Here is a 22,167-nt window from a genome sequence, read left to right as displayed (position 1 = left end):
TTATTGAATTATTTGAATTAAAGTTGAGAAAAATCCGAAAAACCAGTAAAATCCTAAAATTCCACCCAGAAAAGGAATAAGAATAAAAGTAATAACCCTTTGAGGAGATATTTCATAAGTTTTCATAATCGCAAAAGCCATAAGAACAGTACTCCACAACCAGCACGCAAGACCTATAAGAATCCCAACAGCTTTAAATAAAAGTCCTCCAGTTTTAAACAAACAGGCAGGAGCTAAAAACAGCCACGGGATAAGAGCAAATGCGGATAAACACAAAAAAATCTTTGTTTTACCGCCTTTTTTAAAAATACTTGCTACTATTTCAAGGAATAACGCAAAAAATAACCAGCTTAAAAGCCCCCAAAAAGAAGCATTAATCAATTCAAATCCTTGCAGAAAAGGGTTTTGTCCTGAATTTATAGAAAATTTCAAAACAGGGCTTAAAATACTTATAACAACAACTATTATAAACCCCTGAATCATGCGAGGATTTTCTTTTAATTCATTAAAAGTTTCAGCGGGATGAAACAAAACTCCGTAAAAATTATCAATAAATTTATTCATATAGTTACTCCCACATAAATAAAGGCTGGCGAGGGTAACTTAAGCTAAGCGGCATATATGATTCGATATTTTTATGCGGCATAATCGATTCTGTCGCGCCAAATAACATTTCGCCAAAACCTGTGGGTTTATTATAAGAAGTTACCGGAATATCTTCATTTATTGACGGGAATTTATTTTTTGCCATCTTGCGTATATCTGTTTTAACTTTATAAAGTCCCCCGAGATTATCAACAAAGCCAAGATCTTTAGCCTGTTCCCCCGTCAAAACTCGTCCATCTGCATATTTTTTTAAAATATCTTCACTAAGAGCAACTTTTTCTGTTTTATAATTGTCTTTTCTCTTCACTCTGCCATCTATAATCGCATTTAAAAACTGGTGATAAGCAGAATTCACGAGATCTTGAAGAAGTTTTTGCTCTTCTGTGGTCATTGGTCTGTACATTGAGCCTGTATCTTTAAATTTCCCGCTTTTTATAACAACAGATTTAACTCCGAGTTTTTGGGTCATAAGTTCCTGTACGTTCAAAGTCCCCATTATTACACCGATACTTCCTGTAAGAGTGCCTGGATCAGCATAAATTCTATCTGCAGCGCTGGCAATATAATAACCTCCGCTTGCTGCAACATCTGCCATTGAGACAGCAACAGGTTTTTTCTCCCTGAGTCTTATTATGGTTTCATAAATTTCCTGCGACATCGCAACTGTTCCGCCGGGAGAATTTATTCTAAAGATTACGCCCTTTACGAAATCATCATCAGAAGCTCTTTCAAGAGCTTTTAAAGCCCCTTCCGCAGAATCGGGCTCGCCTATCAAACTGCTTGATGTATCGGCAGAAATAGGTCCCTGTAGTGATATGAGTGCTATTTTATTTCCTTCGGAAGAGAAACTGTTAAAAAAATTCGAAGATCTTTGCTCTGATTTTTTTTCAACTTCCCTTGTTTTTACTGAAGTATTTATAATTCCGACAATAATACTTAAAAAACAAAGGGTTATTATAGAAATTGAAATAATTTTTGTCTTCATAAACGCCTCATCTCCCTAAAATATATTTATCAAATATTCCTTATTTTACAAACTTTTCAAAACTTTGCAATTGCTGAGTTGTTCCAAGAGTTATTAAATAATCGTGAGCTTTTAGGATAGTATCCGATTCAGGATTTGTAATGAATTTACCGTTTCTTTTTATTGCAACAATGATAACGCCGCTTTTTTGTCTTATTTCTGATGAATAGATAGTTTTGTTTTCCAAACAGCAATTTTCCGGCACAGAAAACTGTTCCATCTTAAGCTCAAGGTCTATGCCCTGACTATGCATTACAACATCAAGAAAATCAACCACATCAGGTTTTATAATTGAAGAAACCATCCTTCTTCCGCTAATTTCATAAGGAAGTATTATCGTTGTAGCGCCCGCTTTTTTGAATTTTTTTTCGTTTGCGGCTTTAATGCATCTGGCAACTATTTTCAAATCAGGATTAAGGTTTTTTGCTGACAATGTAAGATAAAGATTGTCCACATCATCGCTTAAGGCACAAAATACACCATTTGCCCTCTCGATACCTGCTCTTTGCAAAATATGATCATCCGTAGAATCTCCCGCAATGAACAAAAAATCTTCCTCAAGCGCAATTTCTTCTATGGAGTGATCTTTATCAATTACGACATAAGGAAGTTTATTATTTTTGAGCTGGCTGGCTATTTCTAATCCGGTTCTTCCATAACCGCAAAGAATTAAATGATTTTTAAGATTTTTAAGTTTGCTTTCCATTTTTTTCCTGCCAAGTATTTTTTGAAAATTAACATTAACGACGGTGTTTGCAAATTCAGCAGCAATATACAAAAACAATATTACTCCAAATAATATGTAGATAATAGTGAAGATTTTTCCTGTTTCGGAAAGCGGTTTTACGATACCATAACCCACGGTAGCAAGAGTTTCCACGCTCATAAACAATGAATCAAGAAAACTCCATTTTTCTATAAGCATAAACCCCACTGTGCCAAAGATCATAAGTGAAGATAGAATAATCAGGAGTCTTAAAATTATATAAGATGGAAACATTTTTTAGCCTTTTGAGTTTCTCTGATTCTTGAAAAAATCCTTAAGAAGATTTGAACAATCTTCCTCAAGAATTCCACCGCTTATCTCGGGATTAAATTTAATCAAATCGCACATATTTATAGTAGACCCGAAAGCACCATATAATGAATCGTACGCACCAAAAACAATTTTTGGAATCCTGCTGTATAAAATTGCAGCCGCACACATCGGGCATGGTTCAAGAGTAACATAAAGAATAGTATTATTCAGCCTCCAGTTTTTGATTTTTTTAGAGGCTTCTTTTATGACAATAATTTCTGCATGCAAAGTGGCATCGTTTTGAAATTCCTTACAGTTATGTGCTTTTGCAATAATTTCATCATTAAAAACAAGTACAGCCCCGACAGGAACATCTTTGTCAGAGTTCTTGGCTTCTCGCAGCGCAGTTTTCATAAATTTTATATCATAATCATTCATAAAAATTATTATACCAGTACAAGACTGATTTATTATCTTTCAAGGTAATGAATTTAAACAATGTCCAATATAATATACGTTAAGGCGCGAAACAGCATAACTTTCCTACATACAGAAAAGTAAAATTGTGAGGGATGAGAGAAAGTTCTGTTCCTCTATAAAGGTTGGAGCAGAGCTTTGCTGTTTTCTTTTAAAACCCAAAAAACAGAGGAAGTGGCGGGTGGTGAAATTGACTAAAAAAGAATTTTATTTAATAGCAATTATTGTAGTTTACACTTATCTGGCAATTATTTTTCAAATAAATGTAAAAAATTTTGTATCTTTCGAAAGAAATCCGCACTCTAAAATAAGTTTTAATTTATTTGATTAGGTTTTTATGGCTTGAGAAGAATGATATCGGTTTTCAAGTCGAATTTAGGGGTTTCCTGAAATAAAGAATCATGATCATAATTTATTTCAATAATTCTGTATTTGTTATCCGGAGAATTTACCAGTGCAGGCGAACTTATATGATAAATTTCATCCTGTAAAGTAACTTTATCGCCACCATGATAATGACCGGAAATTAACGCAATTACGTTTTTATGATTAGATAACAAATTAAAATATTCTTCAGGATTTCTGACTCTGTGGGTTTTGCTTTCATAAGGCTCGATTAAAGGAAAGTGCTGTACAATTATGGCCTTTTTGTTGTTATTTTTTGTCAGTACTTCATCCAGCCATGCCATAGCTTCTTCCGAATAGCCGCCATGAGAACTTGTGATCGTTCCGCTTAAAACTCCATCCATAACTATAACTACAAAGTCTTTATTCGGGGAAAAATAATAGTAGGTATCATTACTTTTCTGGTTTTTATTATATTTTTTTACTGTTTCAATATATCCACTTTTTGTTAAACCGCCTGATTTGAATATGTCATGATCACCAACACTAATATAGTAAGGTTTATTCAAGGTTTTTACCGTTTCTAAAAACTTTACTAAATCATCTTCATTTGAAATATCTATATTGTCCCCGGAAAATACAACGAAATTAATATCCTGAAGTTTATTTATAGACTCAATGGCGGTTTGCAAAATTTTTAATGAATGTTCAAGGTCTCTGCCTTGATAATTCGAACCGTTTAAAGACAAATGGACATCCGTTACCTGCACAAACTTTAACTGCTCTGCAAAAACCGATGCGGAAAAAGATAATAAAAAACACATTAAAATTAAAAATCTTGTAAAAATTATACGCATTACCAACTCCTAAAAAAATCATTTATGCTTTATTTCAATTAATAATAAACAAGAAAATAAGAAAAATAAAGATTTATTAAGCTACTGGTTCTCTGGTTTTTATGACTTCTTCAATTTTAACCAGCAAATCCCCAAATCTTTTCCTTTGAAGAGCAGAAATTTTAACCGGATTTGGAAGTTCATGCATAAATTTTTCAAGCAAATATTCATCTTCAACAGCATCAATCTTGTTTATAACAGTAATGATAGGCTTTTTATCAGAATCAAGCTGCTTCAAAATATCATAAACAGTACCAATATGCTCATCACAATTAGGATGTATCGGGTCAATTACATGCAAAATAACATCAGCCTGAGTAACTTCTTCAAGAGTTGCCCTAAAAGCTTTAACCAGAGCAGTAGGAAGCCTTTGAATAAATCCGACTGTGTCTGTCAACAAAATATCAGACATTTCAGGAAGTTTTATTTTTCTTGTTGTAGGGTCTAATGTTGCAAAAAGTTTGTTTTCCGCAAGCACATCAGAATTTGACAGTGCATTCAGGAGCGTAGATTTTCCTGTGTTAGTATATCCTACAATTGCAACAACAGGGATGTTGTTTGATGCTCTAAGTTTTCTCTGTTGAGCCCTATGGCTTTTTATTTCGTCAACTTCGCTTTCCAGCGCGTTAATTCTATCTTTGATTCTTCGCCTGTCAATTTCAAGCTTTGTTTCACCGGGACCTCTTGTGGCTATTCCGCCGCCAGTTCCTCCTCCGCCCTGACGGCTAAGAGACAAGCCTGATCCCACAAGACGCGGATAAAGATATTTAAGCTGTGCAAGCTCAACCTGAAGCTTTCCTTCCTTTGTTTTTGCCCTCTGAGCAAAAATATCAAGAATTAATTCTGTTCTGTCTATTGTTTTTACCCCGGAAACAGCCTCAAGATTTTTTTGCTGGCGGGCAGAAAGTTCTGCATCCACTATTACAATATTTGCACCTTTTACTTGAACCATAAGCGCCAGATCTTGTGCTTTACCGCTTCCTAAATAAGTAGAAGAATCAGGAGAATGCCTTTTTTGAGATAATAAGCCTATAACTTCCGCTCCTGCTGTATCTGTAAGCTGTTCAAGTTCTGAAACTGATTCCTTCGCTGAATTTTCTCCAAAATTATCTGTTTGCAAACTGACAAGTATGGCTTTTTCTTTGTTGTCCAAAATTATTACATCTTTATTCGATGCAAATTCTCTTTCGATTTCTTCCAGAAGTTCTATAAAATTTTCTTCACAAGCCTTTCTGACGGTGGTTGATTCAAGTACCCGCCACGATTCCTGCTTTGAGGTAAGAAAAGCTATCTGCATTGAATCAGCAAATTTTACCGTATCACCCCTGCTTTTGCTGTATAATCCTGTAGAATCTACTCCTATACAGGCAACTGCATCAAATCTATATAACGAAAGCGAAGTTAAATCGGCCTTACTTAGAAATTGAATCCCTCCCGGATGAGTATGGACGCACCTTAACCCGCAAAGCCTTGCCTGGCTTTCTCTTGTGTTTTTGAATTTTTCGATATCTACGCTGTTATGATCACCAACGTTGATATTAACAATTTGCCCGCGCCTGTTGATTAAAAGCGCAATTTCTTTATTTATTTCATGGCTGATTTCTGCAACCAATTCCGCCAGCTCAAAAGAAATTATCTGATTAACAGGAACTTTTTTTCTGTATAATCTTTCAAGACGAGCAATTTGCTGCTTTTTTAAACCGGTTAATTTGCCAAAAACTTTAATAATCTAAATCCTCAATAAGTCTTTCCTGTTTTATTTTAGCATTATTAGAGGACAACAGACTATTTTTTTAATAAAAATTATTTGATCGAATTTTATCAACAAATTTTTAATATTTTTCAAGAATAATTGCGTAATCAAAGAGATTTAGGACATTTTTCCGCAAGCAGATTTTATATTTCTATTTTTTTAGATTACTAATTATTTAATATTCCTGATAAAATAAATTTTATAGCGGTCAGAATAGCAATATTTTTTTACGGTTTTTCCAAACAAATAAAAGCTTAAATCAATGAACAAAGATCAATTATTTAAACAAATAGAAGAAATACAGGAATCCGTAAGGCAAATGACTCAGGATGATCTGGAAGAAAACCCTGAAATTGCCAACGAAGAATTTCAGTGTGATTGTTGCGCTGCAATAAAGACATTTGCAGGATCGATGATTTATGAAGATTACAGGCTCTGCAACGACTGCGTTTTGATTGCTGAAGTCGGCTTTGCACTCAACAAAATAAAAACCATTGATGAGTTTATGGAATCAATGGAAGATAAACGGTTTGATACTGTTTACAACGAGCTTTTTGACAATGAGGCATTGAAAGAAAATAATAACTAGAAGGCTCCTGTGCGCAGGGGTTTTCTCTTATAAAGGAGATAGAAATGCAGGAACTAAAAACAGATATAGAAATTAAGGAAGCTCTAACCTTTGATGACATTCTGCTTATACCGCAGGAATCCGATGTTTTACCCAAAGACACCAATATTTCCACAAAACTCACCCGAGAAATCAGTTTAAATATTCCTCTTGTAAGCGCTGCTATGGACACAGTAACCGAATCAAGACTTGCCATTGGCATTGCAAGAGAGGGAGGAATCGGTATTATACACAAAAATATGACTCCTGAAGAACAGGCTATCGAGGTTAAGCGGGTAAAAAAATCAGAAAGTGGCATGATAGTCAATCCTATCACTATGGAACCGGAATTAAAAATCTATGATGCACTTGAGGTAATGAAAAAATACGATATTTCAGGACTGCCGATTACTAAAAATAACAGGCTGGTAGGAATTTTAACTAATCGTGATTTGAGATTTGAAACAAACTTAAATCAACGGATTGAAGACGTAATGACAAAAGAAAACCTTATAACGGCTTCATTGGGCATTAGTCTTGAGGATGCAAAATTTTTACTCCATAAAAACCGTATAGAAAAACTTCCTGTGGTGAATGAAAATTTTGAAATTCACGGATTAATTACAATTAAAGATATAGAAAAAGCTATAAAATATCCTAATTCTTGTAAAGACGCTTTTGGAAGACTAAGAGTAGGTGCAGCAGTAGGAGTTTCTGATGACAGAAATGAAAGACTTCAGGCGCTGATTAATGAAGGTGTTGATATAATTAGCATAGACACCGCACATGGTCATTCAAAGAAAGTGCTGGAATCCGTAAAAGATATTAAATCAACATTCCCGAATGTTCAGCTTATCGCAGGAAATATTGCAACTGCAGAAGCAACGGAAGCTTTAATAAAAGCAGGTGCTGATGCGGTAAAAGTCGGTATTGGACCTGGTTCTATCTGTACTACAAGAATAGTTGCAGGAATTGGAGTCCCTCAAATCACTGCTATTATTGATTGTTGCAAAATAGCAAACAAATATGACATCCCTGTAATTGCTGATGGCGGTATTAAATTCTCTGGTGATATGATAAAAGCCCTTGCAGTAGGTGCAAAAACTGTCATGATAGGAAATCTCTTTGCAGGAACAGAAGAAAGCCCGGGAGAGACCATACTTTATCAGGGAAGAAGCTATAAAATGTATAGAGGAATGGGTTCAATAGGTGCTATGAAACAAGGAAGCAAAGACAGATACTTCCAGAATGATACTGAAAGTGAAGTCAAACTCGTTCCTGAAGGCATAGAAGGAAAAGTTCCATATAGAGGAACTCTATCTTCTAATATTCATCAGCTTTTAGGCGGTTTAAAATCAGGTATGGGCTATGTAGGCGCGAGAAATCTCGAAGAATTGAGACAAAAAGCTAAGTTTGTGAGGATTTCTAATGCGGGATTAAAAGAAAGCCACGTGCATGACGTAACTATCACAAAAGAATCCCCTAATTACAGACTGAATTAATACTCTATTTCATTTGTGAATAAACATACTTAAAGGAGTAAATAAATATATGACTGTTGCAACAGCTTTAGATAAAATTTTAATACTGGATTTCGGCTCGCAGTACACGCAGCTAATCGCAAGAAGAATCAGAGAACACAGCGTATATTGCGAAATTCACCCTTTTAATTATGATATGGAGCAAATTAAAAAGTTTAACCCTAAAGGAATAATTCTTTCCGGCGGTCCTTCAAGTGTTTATGACAAAGACTCTCCTATGGTTTCACAGGAGTTATTTGATTTAGGAATTCCTGCTCTCGGAATTTGTTACGGAATGCAGCTTATGTCTCATGTGCTGGGTGGAAAAGTCGAATGTTCCAACGAAAGAGAATACGGAAGAGCCAGTATTAATATAAATAAAAATGCAGGGCTTTTTAACGGATTTAATTCCTCTGAAAATCTTGATGTTTGGATGAGTCACGGCGATAAAGTTACAGAAATTCCCGAAGGCTTTATTACAATTGCCTCCACAGAAAACTGTCCTTATGCAGCGGTAATGAATCCGGAGCTTAATTTTTGGGGTGTACAGTTCCATCCTGAAGTTGTCCACACAAATCAAGGCGAAAAAATTCTTGGCAACTTTCTGTTTTCTATCTGTAAATGTTCTTCTAACTGGAATATGAAAAGCTTTATAGAAACACAGATTCAAGAAATAAGACAAAAAGTTGGTAACAAAACAGTAATTTGCGGATTAAGCGGAGGCGTAGATTCTTCGGTAGCTGCTGTTCTTTTACACAAAGCTATAGGAAGCCAGCTTAAATGTATTTTTGTAAATAACGGGCTTTTAAGAGAAAATGAAGCTGAAAAAGTACAGAAAGTCTTTAGAAACAACTTTCAAATAGATTTAATATATGTAGACGCTGAAGAAAGATTTCTAAACAAACTCAAAGGAGTTTCAGAGCCTGAGAAAAAAAGAAAAATTATCGGCTATGAGTTTATAGAAGTCTTTGAAGAAGAAGCAAAAAAGATAAAAGACGCCGAATTTCTTGCACAAGGCACTCTTTATCCTGATGTAATAGAAAGTGTCTCTTTTAAAGGACCTTCTGCAACGATAAAAAGCCACCATAATGTTGGCGGACTCCCCGAGAAAATGAAACTTTCACTTGTCGAACCTTTTAGAGAGCTTTTTAAAGACGAAGTAAGACTTGTCGGCAAAGAGCTTGATATGCCCGATGAAATAGTTTACAGGCATCCTTTTCCCGGACCGGGCTTAGGCATAAGAGTTCTCGGAGATGTTACAAAAGAAAAACTCAATATTTTAAGAAAAGCGGATGCTATCGCACTTGAAGAAATAAAAAAAGCAGGCATTTACAACAAAATCTGGCAAGCTTTTGTAGTTCTTTTGCCTGTAAAGTCAGTTGGAGTCATGGGAGACGAAAGAACTTACGAAAACACAGCCGCTGTAAGATTTGTTGACAGCATAGACGGGATGACGGCAGACTGGTCAAAAGTCCCTTACGAAGTTCTTTCAATAATTTCTAACAGAATTATTAATGAAGTAAAAGGTATAAACCGCGTAGTTTATGATATTACATCAAAACCCCCCGGCACTATTGAGTGGGAATAAACTATTTATTACGCGGTCGGCGGTAAAACAAGAGTTCTTGCTGCAAGTTCTTTATCAAGCATATACATTCCACCCGGCGCATCTTTCATGAGTTTGAGTTTTCTTATAATTTCAGTTGAGTTGGACTCTTCCTCGATTTGTTCTGTTACAAACCATTGTAAAAAGATGTTTGTGGCGTGGTCTTTTTCTTCAAGAGCCGCATCTACGAGCTCATTAATTGAAGCTGTAATAAAAAGTTCATGTTCCAGAGAATTTTCAAAAGCAGCAAGAGGGGAAGCCCAATCTGTCTGAGGTTTTTCAATCTGCTCAAGAACAACTTTTCCGTTTCTTTCTTGAATAAAATTATAAAATTTTTCGGCATGAAGCATTTCTTCTTTTGCCTGAATATTCATCCAGTTTGCAAAACCCAACAAATCAACCGACTGAAAATAAGCAGACATTGACATATAAAGATACGCCGAGAAAAATTCTTTATTTAGTTGTTTGTTTAATTCTTTTTCTATTCTTGATATAAGCATTGTTTTTCTCCTATTTTTCTAACTTCCATAAACCATGCAAGTTGCAATACTCTCTTATAACAATATTTTCAGCCTGTATGTTAAATACGGCTTCAGGTTTTTCGTGTGGTTTTAAATACTGTCGATAGATTTTACCGTCGGCAATTATTTCAATCCATTCTACATAATGTTCTTCTAACATAGGATGGGCTACGTTGCCAACCGACACTTTAACACCATTGGGGATAACTTCTATAATAGGAACATGTTTTTCGATAGCCGCATCGGTTGCGTTTTCTTTTAAAAGCCTCATAGGAGTATTACAGCAAACAAGCGTCCCTGCTCCTCCGCCAAGTACTTCAATAATTATTCCGCAATGATCGCATTTGTAGACATCAAATCTTTCAGCCGTCATTTTATACCTTCCTTTGCTTTATTAAAGTTGTTTTAATTGACTTTTAAGTATAATTCAATAGTTTACGTTCTACGACAAATTTAATGTTTATTTAATTTTTATTCGACGTTTTTTCCCAGCATACTGGTAAGCCTGAACAGAGTATCGGATTTATCGTATTTATCAAAGTGAATGTTAATTATAGTAAAGCTTTCAGTATTATTTTCCGCTTTTTGCAAAGCATCTTCAAACTCTTCTTCTGTGTTAACTTCAAGCCCGAGACCTGCCCCGACTATTTGAGGGAATAAATGATAATTCCAATTTTGAATATCATTGTATTTACCGTCTTTTAAGAATCTTTGGGTTGTATAGCCATTATTATTAAGTACGAAAATTATTGGTTTTAAGTTATAACGGGCAAAACACGAAAGTTCATGACCTGTCATCTGAAAAGCCCCGTCTCCGACAATTACTATAGGTCTTAAATCAGGGTTTTTTATCAAAACACCTAAAGTTGCAGGTATGGCATAACCCATTGATGTGTAAAAAGCAGGACCTAAATATACAGAATCTTTTGGGATTTTTAGAGTTGCAGAACCGAATAAACAATCGCCAACATCGCAAATAACAGGACTTCCTTCAGGAATAAAAGTATTTAACCTATCAAAAAATCTTTTTATTTTCATAGGCGTTTCAGATTGAGCAATATATTCATCAAGTTTGTTGTTTTTTGTTATTTCAGGAAGAAATGAATCTTTTTTCTGTTCTCTGTCAGACTTAAATTCTTGAGCAAGTCTTTGTATAAATTCTCCAAGATCTATATCTTTAAAATAATGGTGTTTGATAAAAAACTCATCCGCGGAAGCATAAATTGTTTTGGAAATATTTAATTCGGCTGTTCCTGTATCAGTATCAGTCATCAAAGCACCCAAAATAATTGTGCAATCGCTTTCTTCCATATATTTTATTACTTCAGGTTCGGCCATTTTTCCCATATAAACCCCGAGGAACTGCGGATGCGATTCAGCAACAACAGATTTTCCGAGAATATTTGTTACGTAGGGATAACCGGTATTTTCAAGAAGTTTTAGAAATTCTTTTTCAAGACCATATCTTCTTATTTCGACACCGCCTAAAATAACCGGTTTTTTTGCAGCTTTAATCATTTTTACCGCTTCTTTAAGCGCTTCGCTAAAAATTTCATTGTTTTTTGAAGAAATTATTTCTTTTTTTGGAGGAGGGATAAGACATTTTGAATGAATCATATCTCTTGGAAATTCTATATATACAGGTCTTTTATGCTTTATACATGCAGCTATAACCCTGTCTATTTCATAAGGAGCGCTATAAGTATCATCTAACACGCATTGCGCAACAGTTACTTCTTTAAAAATATTGAGCTGCGAATTAAAATCTTTTATTGAGTGGTGAAGAAGGTAATCATTATTTCTTTCATTAACTCCGGGAGCTCCGCTTATTACTATTAAAGGGGCTTTTTCTGCATAAGCTCCTGCTACGGCGTTTACAGTATTAAGTCCTCCGACACAATAAGTTACACATAGCGCACCAAGCCCGTTTACACGAGAATACGCATCTGCTGCAAAAGCTGCACCCTGCTCTGAACATGTTCCAACGGTTTCCAACGAACTTTTTTCAAGCTCGCCAAAGAATTTAATGACATAATCACCGGGTATTCCAAAAATATGTCCAATCCCCGCTTTTTGAAGACTTTGGATAAGATATTCACTTATAGTTATTTCCATTGTCATAATTTATTTATCCTTTTTTTGATTTATTTTATAAAGCATGAAAAAATTAATATCATAAAAATTAATTAACATGAATTGTTTATTTGTTTTGAGGTAAATAAAAAAGAAGAAATGATTGGTTTGAATAATTCAGTTGGAATAGTTGAAACAAAATATTTTTCGTTTGATGAAAAAATAAATCTTGAAAACGGTCTGGATTTTGGTCCGATTACTGTTGCTTATGAAACTTATGGCGAACTTAACGAAGACAAAAGCAACGCTATCCTCGTCTTGCATGCACTTTCAGGAGATGCACATGCGGCAGGCTACCATTCATCGGAAGACAAAAAACCCGGCTGGTGGGATAATATGATAGGTCCTGAAAAAGCTTTTGATACAAACAAATATTTTATAATCTCTTCAAATTTTCTCGGAGGCTGCAAAGGCACAACAGGTCCATCTTCTATAAACCCTGAAACAGGTAAGCCTTACGGGACAAGCTTTCCTGTAATAACAGTTGAAGATATGGTTAAAGTTCAAAAAAAACTTATAGATTTTTTCGGAATAAAAAAACTTTTGAACGTTGCGGGCGGCTCTATGGGAGGAATGCAAGCTTTAGAATGGGCTATTCAGTATCCTAATATGGTTAAATCTTGCGTTGCAATAGCTTCTGCAAGCAGATTATCAGCTCAAAACATTGCTTTCAACGAAGTCGGCAGAAATGCAATAATTTCTGATCCTAACTGGAAAAATGGCAATTATTATGATTCTGAAACTCCTGCAACAGGTCTTGCTCTTGCCAGAATGATAGGACATATTACTTACTTAAGCGAAGAATCTATGCACCAAAAATTCGGCAGAAAGCTTCAGGACAAACTAAAGCCTGATTTCAACTTTGATATTAATTTTCAGGTGGAAAGTTATCTGCGGTATCAGGGACAAAGCTTTGTAGACAGGTTTGACGCGAATAGTTATTTATATATAACAAAAGCTATGGATTATTTTGATCTTCACCAAAAATACGGCTCACTTGCACATGCCTTTAAGGACAGCAAGTCCAAATTTTTATTTATTACCTTTTCTACGGATTGGCTTTTCCCTCCGGAAGAGCTTAAAAACACTGCAAGGACTCTCATGAGCCTTGAAAAAGAAATCACTTACTGCAATATTGATTCACCTTACGGACATGACTCCTTTCTTTTGGAAGTTGAAGACCAGACAAAGATTTTGAAAAACTTCCTTAAAGGTGTTAATGCTTAAAACGGCTATTTTATAAACCCTGATACTCAAAGCATGAAATTTATGTAAATTTATATTAAGAAATATAAAATAATGGTAGAATAAAAATTTTCTACCATTATTTTATATGCCCTATATTTTAATAAATAATTTAAAAATTTTTGAATTTTATTAGCAATTTTTTCCTTGGAGATACTTTCTATATTTAGATAACAAAAAAATCAATAAATTAAAGAAAGGAAAACCAAATGACAATTCTAGAAGCCGTAAAGGGTATGTACAAAAACATTAAATCTCCCCCCCCCCGACTTTTACAACATTCTTTTACATGGGTTGATAGTCAATCGCCAGTAATAAAAAATTTAGAAAAAGACTTTTTTGAAATTGTAACTAAATGTCCTCCAAAAACAAAACGCACCCAAGAACTATATTGTACAAGTCCCGAAAAATCATTTAATGCAATTAGAACGATTTTAGAGTACCCTAACAGAGGGAAATACAGAAAAAATGAACAAAATTTGCTAGACTTATTAACAGGATTAAGCAAAAAATATCCTGAAATGATTCTCCATGAAATCAATAAGATACCAAGTAGATTATCATTATTATCAAAAAAAGTTTTGTCTTAAATATTATAAAAGTTTTTTATAGAAAGAGTTGATTTTGACAAAATGGCTAAAACGATATAAATGTTTATATCGTTTTAGCCAAGCTTTTATTTATTTAGTTCTTTAATTTAATTTTGAATATTCAATAAGTTTTTCAATGTTTTTATTCCAGCCTGAATTCCAGTTTTTTAGAATTATATCGGCCGGAGTTTTTTCTTGTTCAACTAATTCTTTTAATTTTTCAAGATAAACAGTTTCCTCTGCGGTTTCCGGATCAGAAAGAAGAGAAAACTCCGCTATATTAACTAACTCTTTTGCCAAATCGGCAATTTTTATCCCTTTTACTGTAGTTTTAAGACCCAATTTTGGTACGGAATGCCTTATTTCTTCCAATTCATGCCAATTGAAATCTTTTACTAAATCCCATGCCTGATACATAGCAGTTTCGTTATACAAAATTCCTTTAACCATAGCAGGAAGAGCAAAAATCATGTCTTTTCTCTGACAGTCGCAATTTCTTATTTCAATAAAATTTTTCAATCTAACATCAGGAAATACTGTTGACATGTGCAAATCCCAATCATCAATGTTAGCAGTAAATTCCGAAAGACCGTTATTGTAAAACTCCCTAAAAGTAAGATGTGTAGCATTTATAATAGCGTTATTTCTTTCTATAAAAAACATAGGTACGTCTAAAAGATATTCCGCGTAATCAGCAAAAGAAAAATCTTTTTCAAATATTTTTTTACTTATAAGCCCGCATCTGTCATTATCTGTATTTAGCCATGCAGAAGCCCTATAAGACTTATATCCTGTTTCTTTTCCTCCTCTAATAGGGGAATTTGCGAACATTGCAGTAATTATTGGCGAAATTGCAAGAGAAACTCTGATTTTATTTACCGCATCTTCTTCTGATTCGTAGTCAATAGATGTTTGGATTCCAGCTGTCTCCCTCATCATAACAAGAGCCTTATCTCCTTTTTTAGGAAGATACTCTGTCATTATTTCATAGCGTTTTTTGGGAATTATTTTTATATCATCAAAGGTGGAAACAGGCTGAATTCCGTATCCAATCCAATCAATACCAAGTTTTTCACCGATAATAGCTGTTTTTTGGTTATATTCCTCAATTTTAGAAGCTATTTCCGAGATTTTTTTATACGGATATGTGCTTATTTCTGTTTGACAGCCCGGTTCAAGAGATATATACGCAAATTCCTCTTTTAATCCCAACAGATTATCGTTTATAATAACTTCTTCCATTTCGCTAAAAGCTTTATAACCGGATAAAAAGCAGTTAATTCCCTTTTCTCCTGAATATGGAACAGCTCTGTAACTTTTAGAATCCACCGCCAATTTTTCAAACTCAAGACCTATTCTGAAATTCTCTTTAGACTTGCAGCCGTTTTTAAATAATTCAGTAAATTGGGATTTATCGTAAATCATATTTGCCTTTATTAATTGATTTCTTTTATTTGATTAATTTTTATTGTTAAATAATACATTATCATAAAACATAAAACTCTTAGTAAATAAGGCTAATTATTTTGAATTATATCCAAAGAGCAAAACAATTTAAGACAAAAAAGCGTTTAGGGCAAAATTTTCTGGTTAATGAAAAGATTATTCAAAAAATTATTGATGAAGCCGCTTTAAATTCTGATGATACAGTTATTGAAATAGGAGCAGGGGCGGGTTTTGTAACAGAAAAACTTGCAGAAATTGCCAAAAAAGTTATAGCCATTGAGCTTGACGAAAATGCAATTGAGGTCTTACAAGCACTTCCCTGCAAAAACATTGAACTAATTCATCAAGACATATTAAAAACAGACATTTCAAAACTTATAGAAAGCCCCGTTAAAATCATAGCAAATATTCCGTACTATATAACAAGCCCTATTATAGTGCATTTACTGGGAGAAATTGATGATTTTAACAATAAAAACAGGCAGTGCATAAAAGAAATCATTTTAATGGTTCAATATGAAGTTGCAAGAAGAATTATAGCAAATGAAAAAAGCCCTTCAAAAGATTATGGACTGTTATCCATACTTGTAAATTTTTGGGCAGAAACAGAACTTATATGCAAAGTTCCCTCAAAGAGTTTTTATCCCGCTCCAAAAGTAGATTCTGCACTTATAAAATTCAAAATAAGACAAAAACCTATTATCGATCTGGAAAATCCGAAACTTTTCAGGAAAATAATTAAAGCAGCTTTTGGAACAAGAAGAAAAACCCTAAAAAATGCCCTTTTGCAGGGCGGATTTTCCGGTGAAGTTCTCTCAAAAGCCTTTGAAGAAAGCGGAATTATTCCTGACAGAAGGGGAGAAACTCTTTCAATGCAGGAATATAAAATTTTAACAGATTGTATTAACCGGTTATTAAACAGGTAATTATGAAAATTCAAGTTAAAACCCCTGCAAAAATAAATCTGAGTCTTGAAATCCTCAAAAAAAGAGCAGACGGTTTTCATGAAATTCAGAGCATAATGCAGACGGTGAGTCTCTATGATTATTTGACTATAGAAGTTGAGCAGGTATCAATTTGTCTCACAGGCAAAGAACTTGGCGATTTTGGAGATGATTTGAAATCTTTAAGAAAGTCTTCGATAAATCATTATAAAAAAAATATACAGGGACAAAAATTAACCCATTCTTATTTAGGAGAAATTCAATTCAGCAATAAAGGAATTAAAAAAGTAATAAACTCGAGTGCTGATATAACAAAGTTAAAAATTTTACCGAAATTAAAAGAAATAATTGAAAAAGGCGAAGTAAGTGAACTGCATCAGCCTCTGAAAACCAGAACTGATGGAATCGTTGGTTTCAGATACATTAAGGCATCCATTAATCTGAATGGAGAAAACAAAACAGTTATTGTTAATATAGCCAAAAACACATTTGGACATTTATTTTACAATTTAAATTATGAAACCAAAATCGTCGATGCTTTACCTGCCGGAACAAGGGCAGGGTCATCGACGATTTCTAAACATATTATATCAGCTAATAATAAAAATTTAAACCCTCCTCAAAACGTCATTGAATTATCCGGAAATTCCGACTTGATACCTTACGATAATAATAATTTGGTTTATAAGGCTGCGGAATTATTTTTACAAAAAGCTGATTTAAACGGTTATAAAGTCAAGATTCATATAGAAAAAAATATTCCTGTAGCGGCAGGCCTAGCCGGAGGAAGTTCAAATGCGGCAGGCACTTTATGGGGATTAAACCGGCTTTTTGATAATATTTTAAACGCTTCAGAAATTCACAACCTTGCTTCTCAAATGGGTTCCGATATTAATTTTTGTCTTGAAGGAGGAACACAAGTTGCAACTTCAAGAGGAGAACTTTTATCAAAAATTTCAACACCTGATTTGAATATCGCAATAATAAAACCAAAAAATCTTTTTATTTCGGCCAAAGAAGCCTATACAAAATATGCCGCGCTTCCTCAAAAACCTGGAATCAAAGGACTTGAAAAAATGAAATCGGCTATTTGTGAAAATAATTCAAATAAAATTGCCCTGCTTTTAAAAAACCACATTGAAGAAGCTATTTTGCCGGATTATGCCGAGATTAAAGAAATTAAAGATTATTTGACTCAAAAAGGTTGCAAAAATAGCCTGATGTCAGGAAGCGGACCTTCTGTTTTCGGCATTTACGAAGGAGAAATTGATTTATCTGATGCTAAAGCTGGCTGGAAGTGCTTTAAAACAAAATCAATTAATTTCGGACTCCTCGATAATAAGTAAAATGCCCTTATTGTTTATTATTTTTTCTGATAAAAGCAAGCCAAGTCGTTTTTAAATTGAGATATAAAACAAAAGGAATTAATAATATCAGAATTAAAAAAGTTACTTTTGGACTTATAAAAGCAAAAATGCCTGCTATTAATAGCATAATAATGCTGGCTTTACTGATAAAAGAAAGGTCGGCATTTTCTTCTACAATTGGTAAAGCATATTCTTTATTGTATTTGTTTTTATAATAACTGCCTACCACTATAATAATTATCATTAAAATCAAATTGGTCATAAAAAAACACTTTATTCGTTAACGGCTCTGGCATCAAATCCCTTGCTTTTAAGTTCCTGAATAAGACTTTCAGCTTTTGCAGGGTCCGAAAAAGATCCTACCTGAAGCACGTACCTGCCGTTTTTTTCCTTAATAAACGGTGCAACGTTTAAATCCATTTCAATTAAAGTATCAGAAACAAGTCTTGCTTGCATAGGAGTGGCGTAGCTTCCTAAGACGACTTTGGACATGGTTACAGGTTTTGCCGTTTCCCCTGCATATTGTTGAGAAGGTTGTGGTCTTGGCGGAATATTTGCTATAGCCGCAGATTTTACAACTTTATTAGGTGTTTTTTGAGGTGGGAGAGCTTTTGTATAATTATCGGGAACATTATAATCAGGATTATTTGCTTCAGCAGGAATAGAGTCCTGCGGTTCCTGCGGATCATCTATTACAGAGTCTTCATCAACAACATTTTGTTGAGCAGAAGAAGTTTGCTGGTCCTGAGCTTTCTGATCTTTAGCAGGAATTTCCATTTTTAATTTTGGAGGAGCTGCATCTTCTTCCTGTTCAATAGAACTAAGGCGGGGATCAATCCTTCCTTTAAAATCATTGCTTGTTACTGAATCCATCGAATGTTCATCTGTAAGCGCAGGGATATTAACTTGAGGGGTTAAAATTGGCAATAATACAGTAAAGGCAAAAAAGAAAACTATAAAAGTTCCTAAAAATGTAAAAATTAAAGGTTTTAAATTGTTTTTATTTTGCAAATTATCTTTGCTCTTTGATCTTTTATCAATTTGTTTAGTGTTCATGTTTTAAAAAACTCCTCGAACTTTGCAGGAAGCATTTATTATTTCATCACATTCTTTACAGTAATTTAGCATAATTTGTTGTGCAATTTCTTCATGATTTTTAATATTCATCTCTGATTCAAGACCTGCAGCCTTTACAGGTGCATCAACCGAATCAATGTTTATTCCCAGATGAATTAAAACTGAATTCAAAGACTTTCCCGCAATAGAAACTGACAACTTTCCATTATTATAAAACAAATCATCGCCATTTCGTATTAATTTATCATTATTTGTCAAATTAGACCCAATGACTTCTCCGGCAATACTTACAAGTAGTCTTTGCCTCAAAACTCCTTCAACAAGAGCAATATTAAAATGTTCCACGATAAAATGAACCATTTTTTTACTATAAATAGGGCTGTTTGAAAGCACATCGGAAATATCAACCATTTCAGGAAGTTTAACTTCACATTCCCCTATAAAGCCAACAACAGCATCTCCCTTAATATTAAAATTTTTGTATATCCAGTGAGGCGCGAGTTCTTTTCCTGTGTAACAAATTTCATGTTCTATAAATTTTGATTTCATAAAAATCCAATATTATCTTTTACATTTTCTTTCCTGATAAAAACATTTTACCGCAACAAAAAGATAACAAAAAGTTTTTTATAAATTAGTTGCAGATTTCCCTCCGATTATTTAAAAATCTGCTACAATTTAATTGAGTAAACTATTTAAATAAATGTCTGATTATGTTTCAAAGAAAAAAAGGAAATGCTTTTGGCTTAATTATTATAGTATTTTTAGCCATCGTAATAATTTCTTTAATAACAAATAACTCCAAAAATAATAATCTCTCTAAATCACAATTAAAAATCCCCGCTGAAGCAGGGTATGTAAATGATTTTGCGGGTGTAATTTCAATTGAAAATAAAAATAATTTAGATTCTTATCTTAAACAACTTGATAAAAAAACGGGTGCAGAAGTAGCCGTTATTACTCTTCCCTCGCTAAAAGGCAATAGTATTGAAGATGTTGCTCTTGATACAGGTCGCAAATGGGGAGTCGGTAAAAAAGGAAAAAACAACGGTGTTGTTATTCTTGTTGCAACAGGCGATAAGAAAATGCGCATAGAAGTAGGTTATGGTCTTGAAGGAATAATCCCCGACGGTAAAGCAGGGAGAATCAGAGATGATTACATGATTCCGTTTTTTAAACAGGGAGAAACGGAAAAAGGGATTATTAACGGAACTTTTGCTATAGCTTCTGAAATTTCAAAAGCTTATAATGTTACAATGCCTTCCGAGTTTAATTCTTTATCAAATTTGCCGTCATCTTCTCAAACAAATCCGGAAAAAACATCAGGCTCGGATATTTTTATATTTTTAATATTTATAATTCTTTTTATCGTTCTGCCGCGCAGAGGTCTTTTCATAGGAGGCTACACCAACTACGGAGAAGGTTTTGGTGGAAGCTCAAGTGGTTTTAGCGGTTTTGGCGGTGGTGGTTTTGGTGGCGGCGGCGCTTCAGGAGGCTGGTAAATTATGAGCAGTACAATTTTAGTTAAAGACTTAAAAGATATTTATGGCGAAAATCTTCTTTCGGTAATACTTTACGGTCAAAATACAGATAGTGAACAATATAAAGAGGAATCAGGGCAAAACATTATCGTTATTTTCAATAAGCTGGAAGCTTCTGACATAAAAAATGCCATTGTGGCAATAAAAAAATGGATAAAAGCGAAAAATGCTCTCCCTATTATTATGAGCGAAAGCGAATGGCAGAATTCGGCAGATGTTTATCCCATAGAGTACATCGAAATTAAAAATAATTATGAAATTCTTTACGGTAAAAATGTTGTAGATCCTATATCTGTTTCAAAATATGACTTGAGGCTTCAATGCGAATATGAAATCAAAAATCTTCTTGTGAGAATAAGACAAATTTATCTTGGAAATAGTGATAATCCCAAGTTTATTGTAAAAAATCTGGAAGAACTTTCCTCAAAGCTTATCAGAATTTTAAAATCAGCGTTACATCTTTTTGATGTCACGGCTCCAGATGAATACAGCGAAGTCATACAAAAAATAGCCGAAAAAGCAAAGTTTGACGGAGAAATTTTTGTTGAAATACTATCCGCAAAGGAAAACAAAAGAAAATTCACGCCGCAAAAAATCGAAGGGCTTGTACAAAGGGCTGTAAATAGTACGGATCTGCTTTATAAGTTTATAAATGATGTAGAAATAGGAGAATAAAAAATGAAAAGAAAAGGCGCTTTAAATACTGTTTTGATAGTTTTAGGAGTAATAGGACTTCTATTAGTGATTACTTTTATGAATTTTATAGGAATTTATAACAGACTTCAAACTCTCGATGAATCGGTCAACTCTAATTGGAGTCAGGTAGAAAACCAACTGCAAAGACGTGGCGACTTAATTCCAAACCTTGTAAGTACAGTTAAAGGCTACGCAAAACACGAAAAAGACATTTATATTTCTGTGGCTGAATCAAGATCAAAGCTTTCAGGTGCAATTAAATCAGGAAATATGAAACAAATCGGTCAGGCAGAAGGCGAAATGTCTGGAGCTCTTTCAAGATTGCTTGCAATATCTGAAAATTATCCTCAACTTAAAGCTGACAGAGTTTTTATTAATCTTCAGGATGAACTTGCCGGAACAGAAAATAGGATTGCCGTTGCAAGAAAGGATTTTAACGACAATGTTCAGATTATAAACGGCCAAATAAGAGTTTTCCCGACAAATATTGTTGCAGGAATGATCGGAATTGAAAAAAGAGAATATTTTCAGGCTGATGAAGCTAAAAAATCCTCTCCAAACGTGCAATTTTAAGAAAATATAAATCATAAAAAAGAGATGCTTTTTCTCATCTCTTTTTTTATGCAGAAAATAAGTTTACAAGCTGTCTTGTTAAAATCAAAACCGCCTTGTCAAACAAGCCGTTTACGATTTTAACCGCAGTCCTTAAAACGAGCCTATCAAACTTGTATATCTCGATTTTTATATTTTTAACA

The 22,167-nt window shown here is 34.0% G+C and carries 23 protein-coding genes; 10 read left to right on the top strand and 13 right to left on the bottom strand.

The genetic code is table 11. The features are described from left to right. The 6 genes from WCG23_01010 to hflX all read right to left on the bottom strand — a co-directional run bounded on the left by WCG23_01010 (position 1) and on the right by hflX (position 5,978). A complete protein-coding gene (locus WCG23_01010; protein ID MEI8388439.1) occupies positions 1-564 on the bottom strand; it encodes a Yip1 family protein in 564 nt (187 codons plus the stop codon). A 4-nt stretch (positions 565-568) separates the two neighbouring features. After that, on the bottom strand, positions 569-1,591 hold the full coding sequence (gene sppA / locus WCG23_01005; GenBank protein ID MEI8388438.1) for a signal peptide peptidase SppA: 1,023 nt from the start codon (positions 1,589-1,591) through the stop codon (positions 569-571). A gap of 40 nt (positions 1,592-1,631) precedes the next feature. Next, positions 1,632-2,630, bottom strand: a complete 999-nt coding sequence (locus tag WCG23_01000) for a potassium channel protein (GenBank protein ID MEI8388437.1) — start codon at positions 2,628-2,630, stop codon at positions 1,632-1,634. A gap of 3 nt (positions 2,631-2,633) precedes the next feature. Then, positions 2,634-3,086, bottom strand: a complete 453-nt coding sequence (locus WCG23_00995) for a nucleoside deaminase (GenBank protein ID MEI8388436.1) — start codon at positions 3,084-3,086, stop codon at positions 2,634-2,636. A gap of 374 nt (positions 3,087-3,460) precedes the next feature. Next, entirely contained in the window at positions 3,461-4,327 is an 867-nt protein-coding gene (locus WCG23_00990) for a metallophosphoesterase (protein ID MEI8388435.1), read from the bottom strand. Between the two features lie 76 nt (positions 4,328-4,403). Then, positions 4,404-5,978 carry a GTPase HflX gene (gene hflX / locus WCG23_00985; protein MEI8388434.1) on the bottom strand — a complete coding sequence of 525 codons (1,575 nt, stop codon included), beginning with the start codon at positions 5,976-5,978 and terminating at the stop codon, positions 4,404-4,406. A 403-nt stretch (positions 5,979-6,381) separates the two neighbouring features. On the opposite strand from hflX, the gene WCG23_00980 reads away from it, so the two are divergent. Genes WCG23_00980 through guaA form a run of 3 tightly spaced genes read left to right on the top strand, consistent with a single transcriptional unit; the run spans position 6,382 to position 9,834 of the window. Continuing rightward, positions 6,382-6,708 carry a hypothetical protein gene (locus WCG23_00980; protein MEI8388433.1) on the top strand — a complete coding sequence of 109 codons (327 nt, stop codon included), beginning with the start codon at positions 6,382-6,384 and terminating at the stop codon, positions 6,706-6,708. A 44-nt stretch (positions 6,709-6,752) separates the two neighbouring features. After that, on the top strand, positions 6,753-8,228 hold the full coding sequence (guaB, locus tag WCG23_00975; GenBank protein MEI8388432.1) for an IMP dehydrogenase: 1,476 nt from the start codon (positions 6,753-6,755) through the stop codon (positions 8,226-8,228). Between the two features lie 49 nt (positions 8,229-8,277). Beyond that, positions 8,278-9,834, top strand: coding sequence for a glutamine-hydrolyzing GMP synthase (gene guaA / locus WCG23_00970; GenBank protein MEI8388431.1), 1,557 nt, complete (start codon positions 8,278-8,280; stop codon positions 9,832-9,834). 8 nt (positions 9,835-9,842) lie between these two features. On the opposite strand, the gene WCG23_00965 is transcribed toward guaA, so the two are convergent. From WCG23_00965 to WCG23_00955, 3 genes are all read right to left on the bottom strand, one after another. Continuing rightward, positions 9,843-10,352 (bottom strand): ferritin, encoded by a 510-nt coding sequence (locus WCG23_00965; GenBank protein ID MEI8388430.1) that lies wholly within the window; start codon positions 10,350-10,352, stop codon positions 9,843-9,845. A gap of 10 nt (positions 10,353-10,362) precedes the next feature. Next, positions 10,363-10,746, bottom strand: coding sequence for a desulfoferrodoxin (locus tag WCG23_00960; protein ID MEI8388429.1), 384 nt, complete (start codon positions 10,744-10,746; stop codon positions 10,363-10,365). 98 nt (positions 10,747-10,844) lie between these two features. After that, positions 10,845-12,494 (bottom strand): thiamine pyrophosphate-binding protein, encoded by a 1,650-nt coding sequence (locus WCG23_00955; protein MEI8388428.1) that lies wholly within the window; start codon positions 12,492-12,494, stop codon positions 10,845-10,847. Positions 12,495-12,614: 120 nt separating this feature from the next. Here WCG23_00955 and WCG23_00950 point away from each other — a divergent pair, with 120 nt between their 5' ends. Both WCG23_00950 and WCG23_00945 read left to right on the top strand, forming a co-directional pair. Beyond that, positions 12,615-13,733 (top strand): homoserine O-acetyltransferase, encoded by a 1,119-nt coding sequence (locus WCG23_00950; protein ID MEI8388427.1) that lies wholly within the window; start codon positions 12,615-12,617, stop codon positions 13,731-13,733. A 227-nt stretch (positions 13,734-13,960) separates the two neighbouring features. Further along, positions 13,961-14,341, top strand: a complete 381-nt coding sequence (locus WCG23_00945; GenBank protein ID MEI8388426.1) for a hypothetical protein — start codon at positions 13,961-13,963, stop codon at positions 14,339-14,341. A gap of 102 nt (positions 14,342-14,443) precedes the next feature. Here WCG23_00945 and WCG23_00940 read toward each other — a convergent pair whose 3' ends face one another. Continuing rightward, positions 14,444-15,766, bottom strand: a complete 1,323-nt coding sequence (locus tag WCG23_00940; protein ID MEI8388425.1) for a glutamate-cysteine ligase family protein — start codon at positions 15,764-15,766, stop codon at positions 14,444-14,446. Between the two features lie 101 nt (positions 15,767-15,867). Between WCG23_00940 and rsmA the strand changes: the two genes are divergently transcribed. Further along, positions 15,868-16,713 carry a 16S rRNA (adenine(1518)-N(6)/adenine(1519)-N(6))-dimethyltransferase RsmA gene (rsmA, locus tag WCG23_00935; GenBank protein ID MEI8388424.1) on the top strand — a complete coding sequence of 282 codons (846 nt, stop codon included), beginning with the start codon at positions 15,868-15,870 and terminating at the stop codon, positions 16,711-16,713. 2 nt (positions 16,714-16,715) lie between these two features. Further along, the gene (gene ispE / locus WCG23_00930) at positions 16,716-18,077 is read left to right on the top strand and encodes a 4-(cytidine 5'-diphospho)-2-C-methyl-D-erythritol kinase (protein MEI8388423.1); all 1,362 of its coding nucleotides are present in this window, start codon (positions 16,716-16,718) and stop codon (positions 18,075-18,077) included. Between the two features lie 7 nt (positions 18,078-18,084). On the opposite strand, the gene WCG23_00925 is transcribed toward ispE, so the two are convergent. The 3 genes from WCG23_00925 to WCG23_00915 are packed head-to-tail and all read right to left on the bottom strand — an operon-like array spanning position 18,085 to position 19,724. After that, positions 18,085-18,360 carry a hypothetical protein gene (locus WCG23_00925; GenBank protein ID MEI8388422.1) on the bottom strand — a complete coding sequence of 92 codons (276 nt, stop codon included), beginning with the start codon at positions 18,358-18,360 and terminating at the stop codon, positions 18,085-18,087. Positions 18,361-18,371: 11 nt separating this feature from the next. Next, positions 18,372-19,154 (bottom strand): SPOR domain-containing protein, encoded by a 783-nt coding sequence (locus WCG23_00920; protein MEI8388421.1) that lies wholly within the window; start codon positions 19,152-19,154, stop codon positions 18,372-18,374. A gap of 3 nt (positions 19,155-19,157) precedes the next feature. Beyond that, positions 19,158-19,724, bottom strand: coding sequence for a DUF366 family protein (locus WCG23_00915; protein MEI8388420.1), 567 nt, complete (start codon positions 19,722-19,724; stop codon positions 19,158-19,160). A 164-nt stretch (positions 19,725-19,888) separates the two neighbouring features. On the opposite strand from WCG23_00915, the gene WCG23_00910 reads away from it, so the two are divergent. The 3 genes from WCG23_00910 to WCG23_00900 are packed head-to-tail and all read left to right on the top strand — an operon-like array spanning position 19,889 to position 21,985. Continuing rightward, positions 19,889-20,677 (top strand): TPM domain-containing protein, encoded by a 789-nt coding sequence (locus WCG23_00910; GenBank protein MEI8388419.1) that lies wholly within the window; start codon positions 19,889-19,891, stop codon positions 20,675-20,677. Between the two features lie 3 nt (positions 20,678-20,680). Then, positions 20,681-21,391: a hypothetical protein gene (locus WCG23_00905; protein MEI8388418.1), complete on the top strand. Its 711-nt coding sequence runs from the start codon at positions 20,681-20,683 to the stop codon at positions 21,389-21,391. A 3-nt stretch (positions 21,392-21,394) separates the two neighbouring features. After that, positions 21,395-21,985 carry a LemA family protein gene (locus WCG23_00900; GenBank protein MEI8388417.1) on the top strand — a complete coding sequence of 197 codons (591 nt, stop codon included), beginning with the start codon at positions 21,395-21,397 and terminating at the stop codon, positions 21,983-21,985. The last annotated feature ends 182 nt before the right edge of the window (positions 21,986-22,167 follow it).

The sequence above is a fragment of the bacterium genome (assembly GCA_037147175.1).
Lineage (GTDB): Bacteria > Cyanobacteriota > Vampirovibrionia > Gastranaerophilales > UBA9971 > UBA9971.
Note: the sequence above shows the minus strand (reverse complement) of the source record. Positions and strands in the feature narration are given on the sequence as shown.

What these genes read in the sequence shown, in the direction of transcription:
- WCG23_01010 (MEI8388439.1), bottom strand. Translation starts at nt 564, where the DNA reads ATGAATAAATTTATTGATAATTTTTACGGAGTTTTGTTTCATCCCGCT.
- sppA (MEI8388438.1), bottom strand. Translation starts at nt 1,591, where the DNA reads ATGAAGACAAAAATTATTTCAATTTCTATAATAACCCTTTGTTTTTTA.
- WCG23_01000 (MEI8388437.1), bottom strand. Translation starts at nt 2,630, where the DNA reads ATGTTTCCATCTTATATAATTTTAAGACTCCTGATTATTCTATCTTCA.
- WCG23_00995 (MEI8388436.1), bottom strand. Translation starts at nt 3,086, where the DNA reads ATGAATGATTATGATATAAAATTTATGAAAACTGCGCTGCGAGAAGCC.
- WCG23_00990 (MEI8388435.1), bottom strand. Translation starts at nt 4,327, where the DNA reads ATGCGTATAATTTTTACAAGATTTTTAATTTTAATGTGTTTTTTATTA.
- WCG23_00980 (MEI8388433.1), top strand. Translation starts at nt 6,382, where the DNA reads ATGAACAAAGATCAATTATTTAAACAAATAGAAGAAATACAGGAATCC.
- guaB (MEI8388432.1), top strand. Translation starts at nt 6,753, where the DNA reads ATGCAGGAACTAAAAACAGATATAGAAATTAAGGAAGCTCTAACCTTT.
- guaA (MEI8388431.1), top strand. Translation starts at nt 8,278, where the DNA reads ATGACTGTTGCAACAGCTTTAGATAAAATTTTAATACTGGATTTCGGC.
- WCG23_00965 (MEI8388430.1), bottom strand. Translation starts at nt 10,352, where the DNA reads ATGCTTATATCAAGAATAGAAAAAGAATTAAACAAACAACTAAATAAA.
- WCG23_00960 (MEI8388429.1), bottom strand. Translation starts at nt 10,746, where the DNA reads ATGACGGCTGAAAGATTTGATGTCTACAAATGCGATCATTGCGGAATA.
- WCG23_00955 (MEI8388428.1), bottom strand. Translation starts at nt 12,494, where the DNA reads ATGACAATGGAAATAACTATAAGTGAATATCTTATCCAAAGTCTTCAA.
- WCG23_00945 (MEI8388426.1), top strand. Translation starts at nt 13,961, where the DNA reads ATGACAATTCTAGAAGCCGTAAAGGGTATGTACAAAAACATTAAATCT.
- WCG23_00940 (MEI8388425.1), bottom strand. Translation starts at nt 15,766, where the DNA reads ATGATTTACGATAAATCCCAATTTACTGAATTATTTAAAAACGGCTGC.
- ispE (MEI8388423.1), top strand. Translation starts at nt 16,716, where the DNA reads ATGAAAATTCAAGTTAAAACCCCTGCAAAAATAAATCTGAGTCTTGAA.
- WCG23_00925 (MEI8388422.1), bottom strand. Translation starts at nt 18,360, where the DNA reads ATGACCAATTTGATTTTAATGATAATTATTATAGTGGTAGGCAGTTAT.
- WCG23_00920 (MEI8388421.1), bottom strand. Translation starts at nt 19,154, where the DNA reads ATGAACACTAAACAAATTGATAAAAGATCAAAGAGCAAAGATAATTTG.
- WCG23_00915 (MEI8388420.1), bottom strand. Translation starts at nt 19,724, where the DNA reads ATGAAATCAAAATTTATAGAACATGAAATTTGTTACACAGGAAAAGAA.
- WCG23_00910 (MEI8388419.1), top strand. Translation starts at nt 19,889, where the DNA reads ATGTTTCAAAGAAAAAAAGGAAATGCTTTTGGCTTAATTATTATAGTA.
- WCG23_00905 (MEI8388418.1), top strand. Translation starts at nt 20,681, where the DNA reads ATGAGCAGTACAATTTTAGTTAAAGACTTAAAAGATATTTATGGCGAA.
- WCG23_00900 (MEI8388417.1), top strand. Translation starts at nt 21,395, where the DNA reads ATGAAAAGAAAAGGCGCTTTAAATACTGTTTTGATAGTTTTAGGAGTA.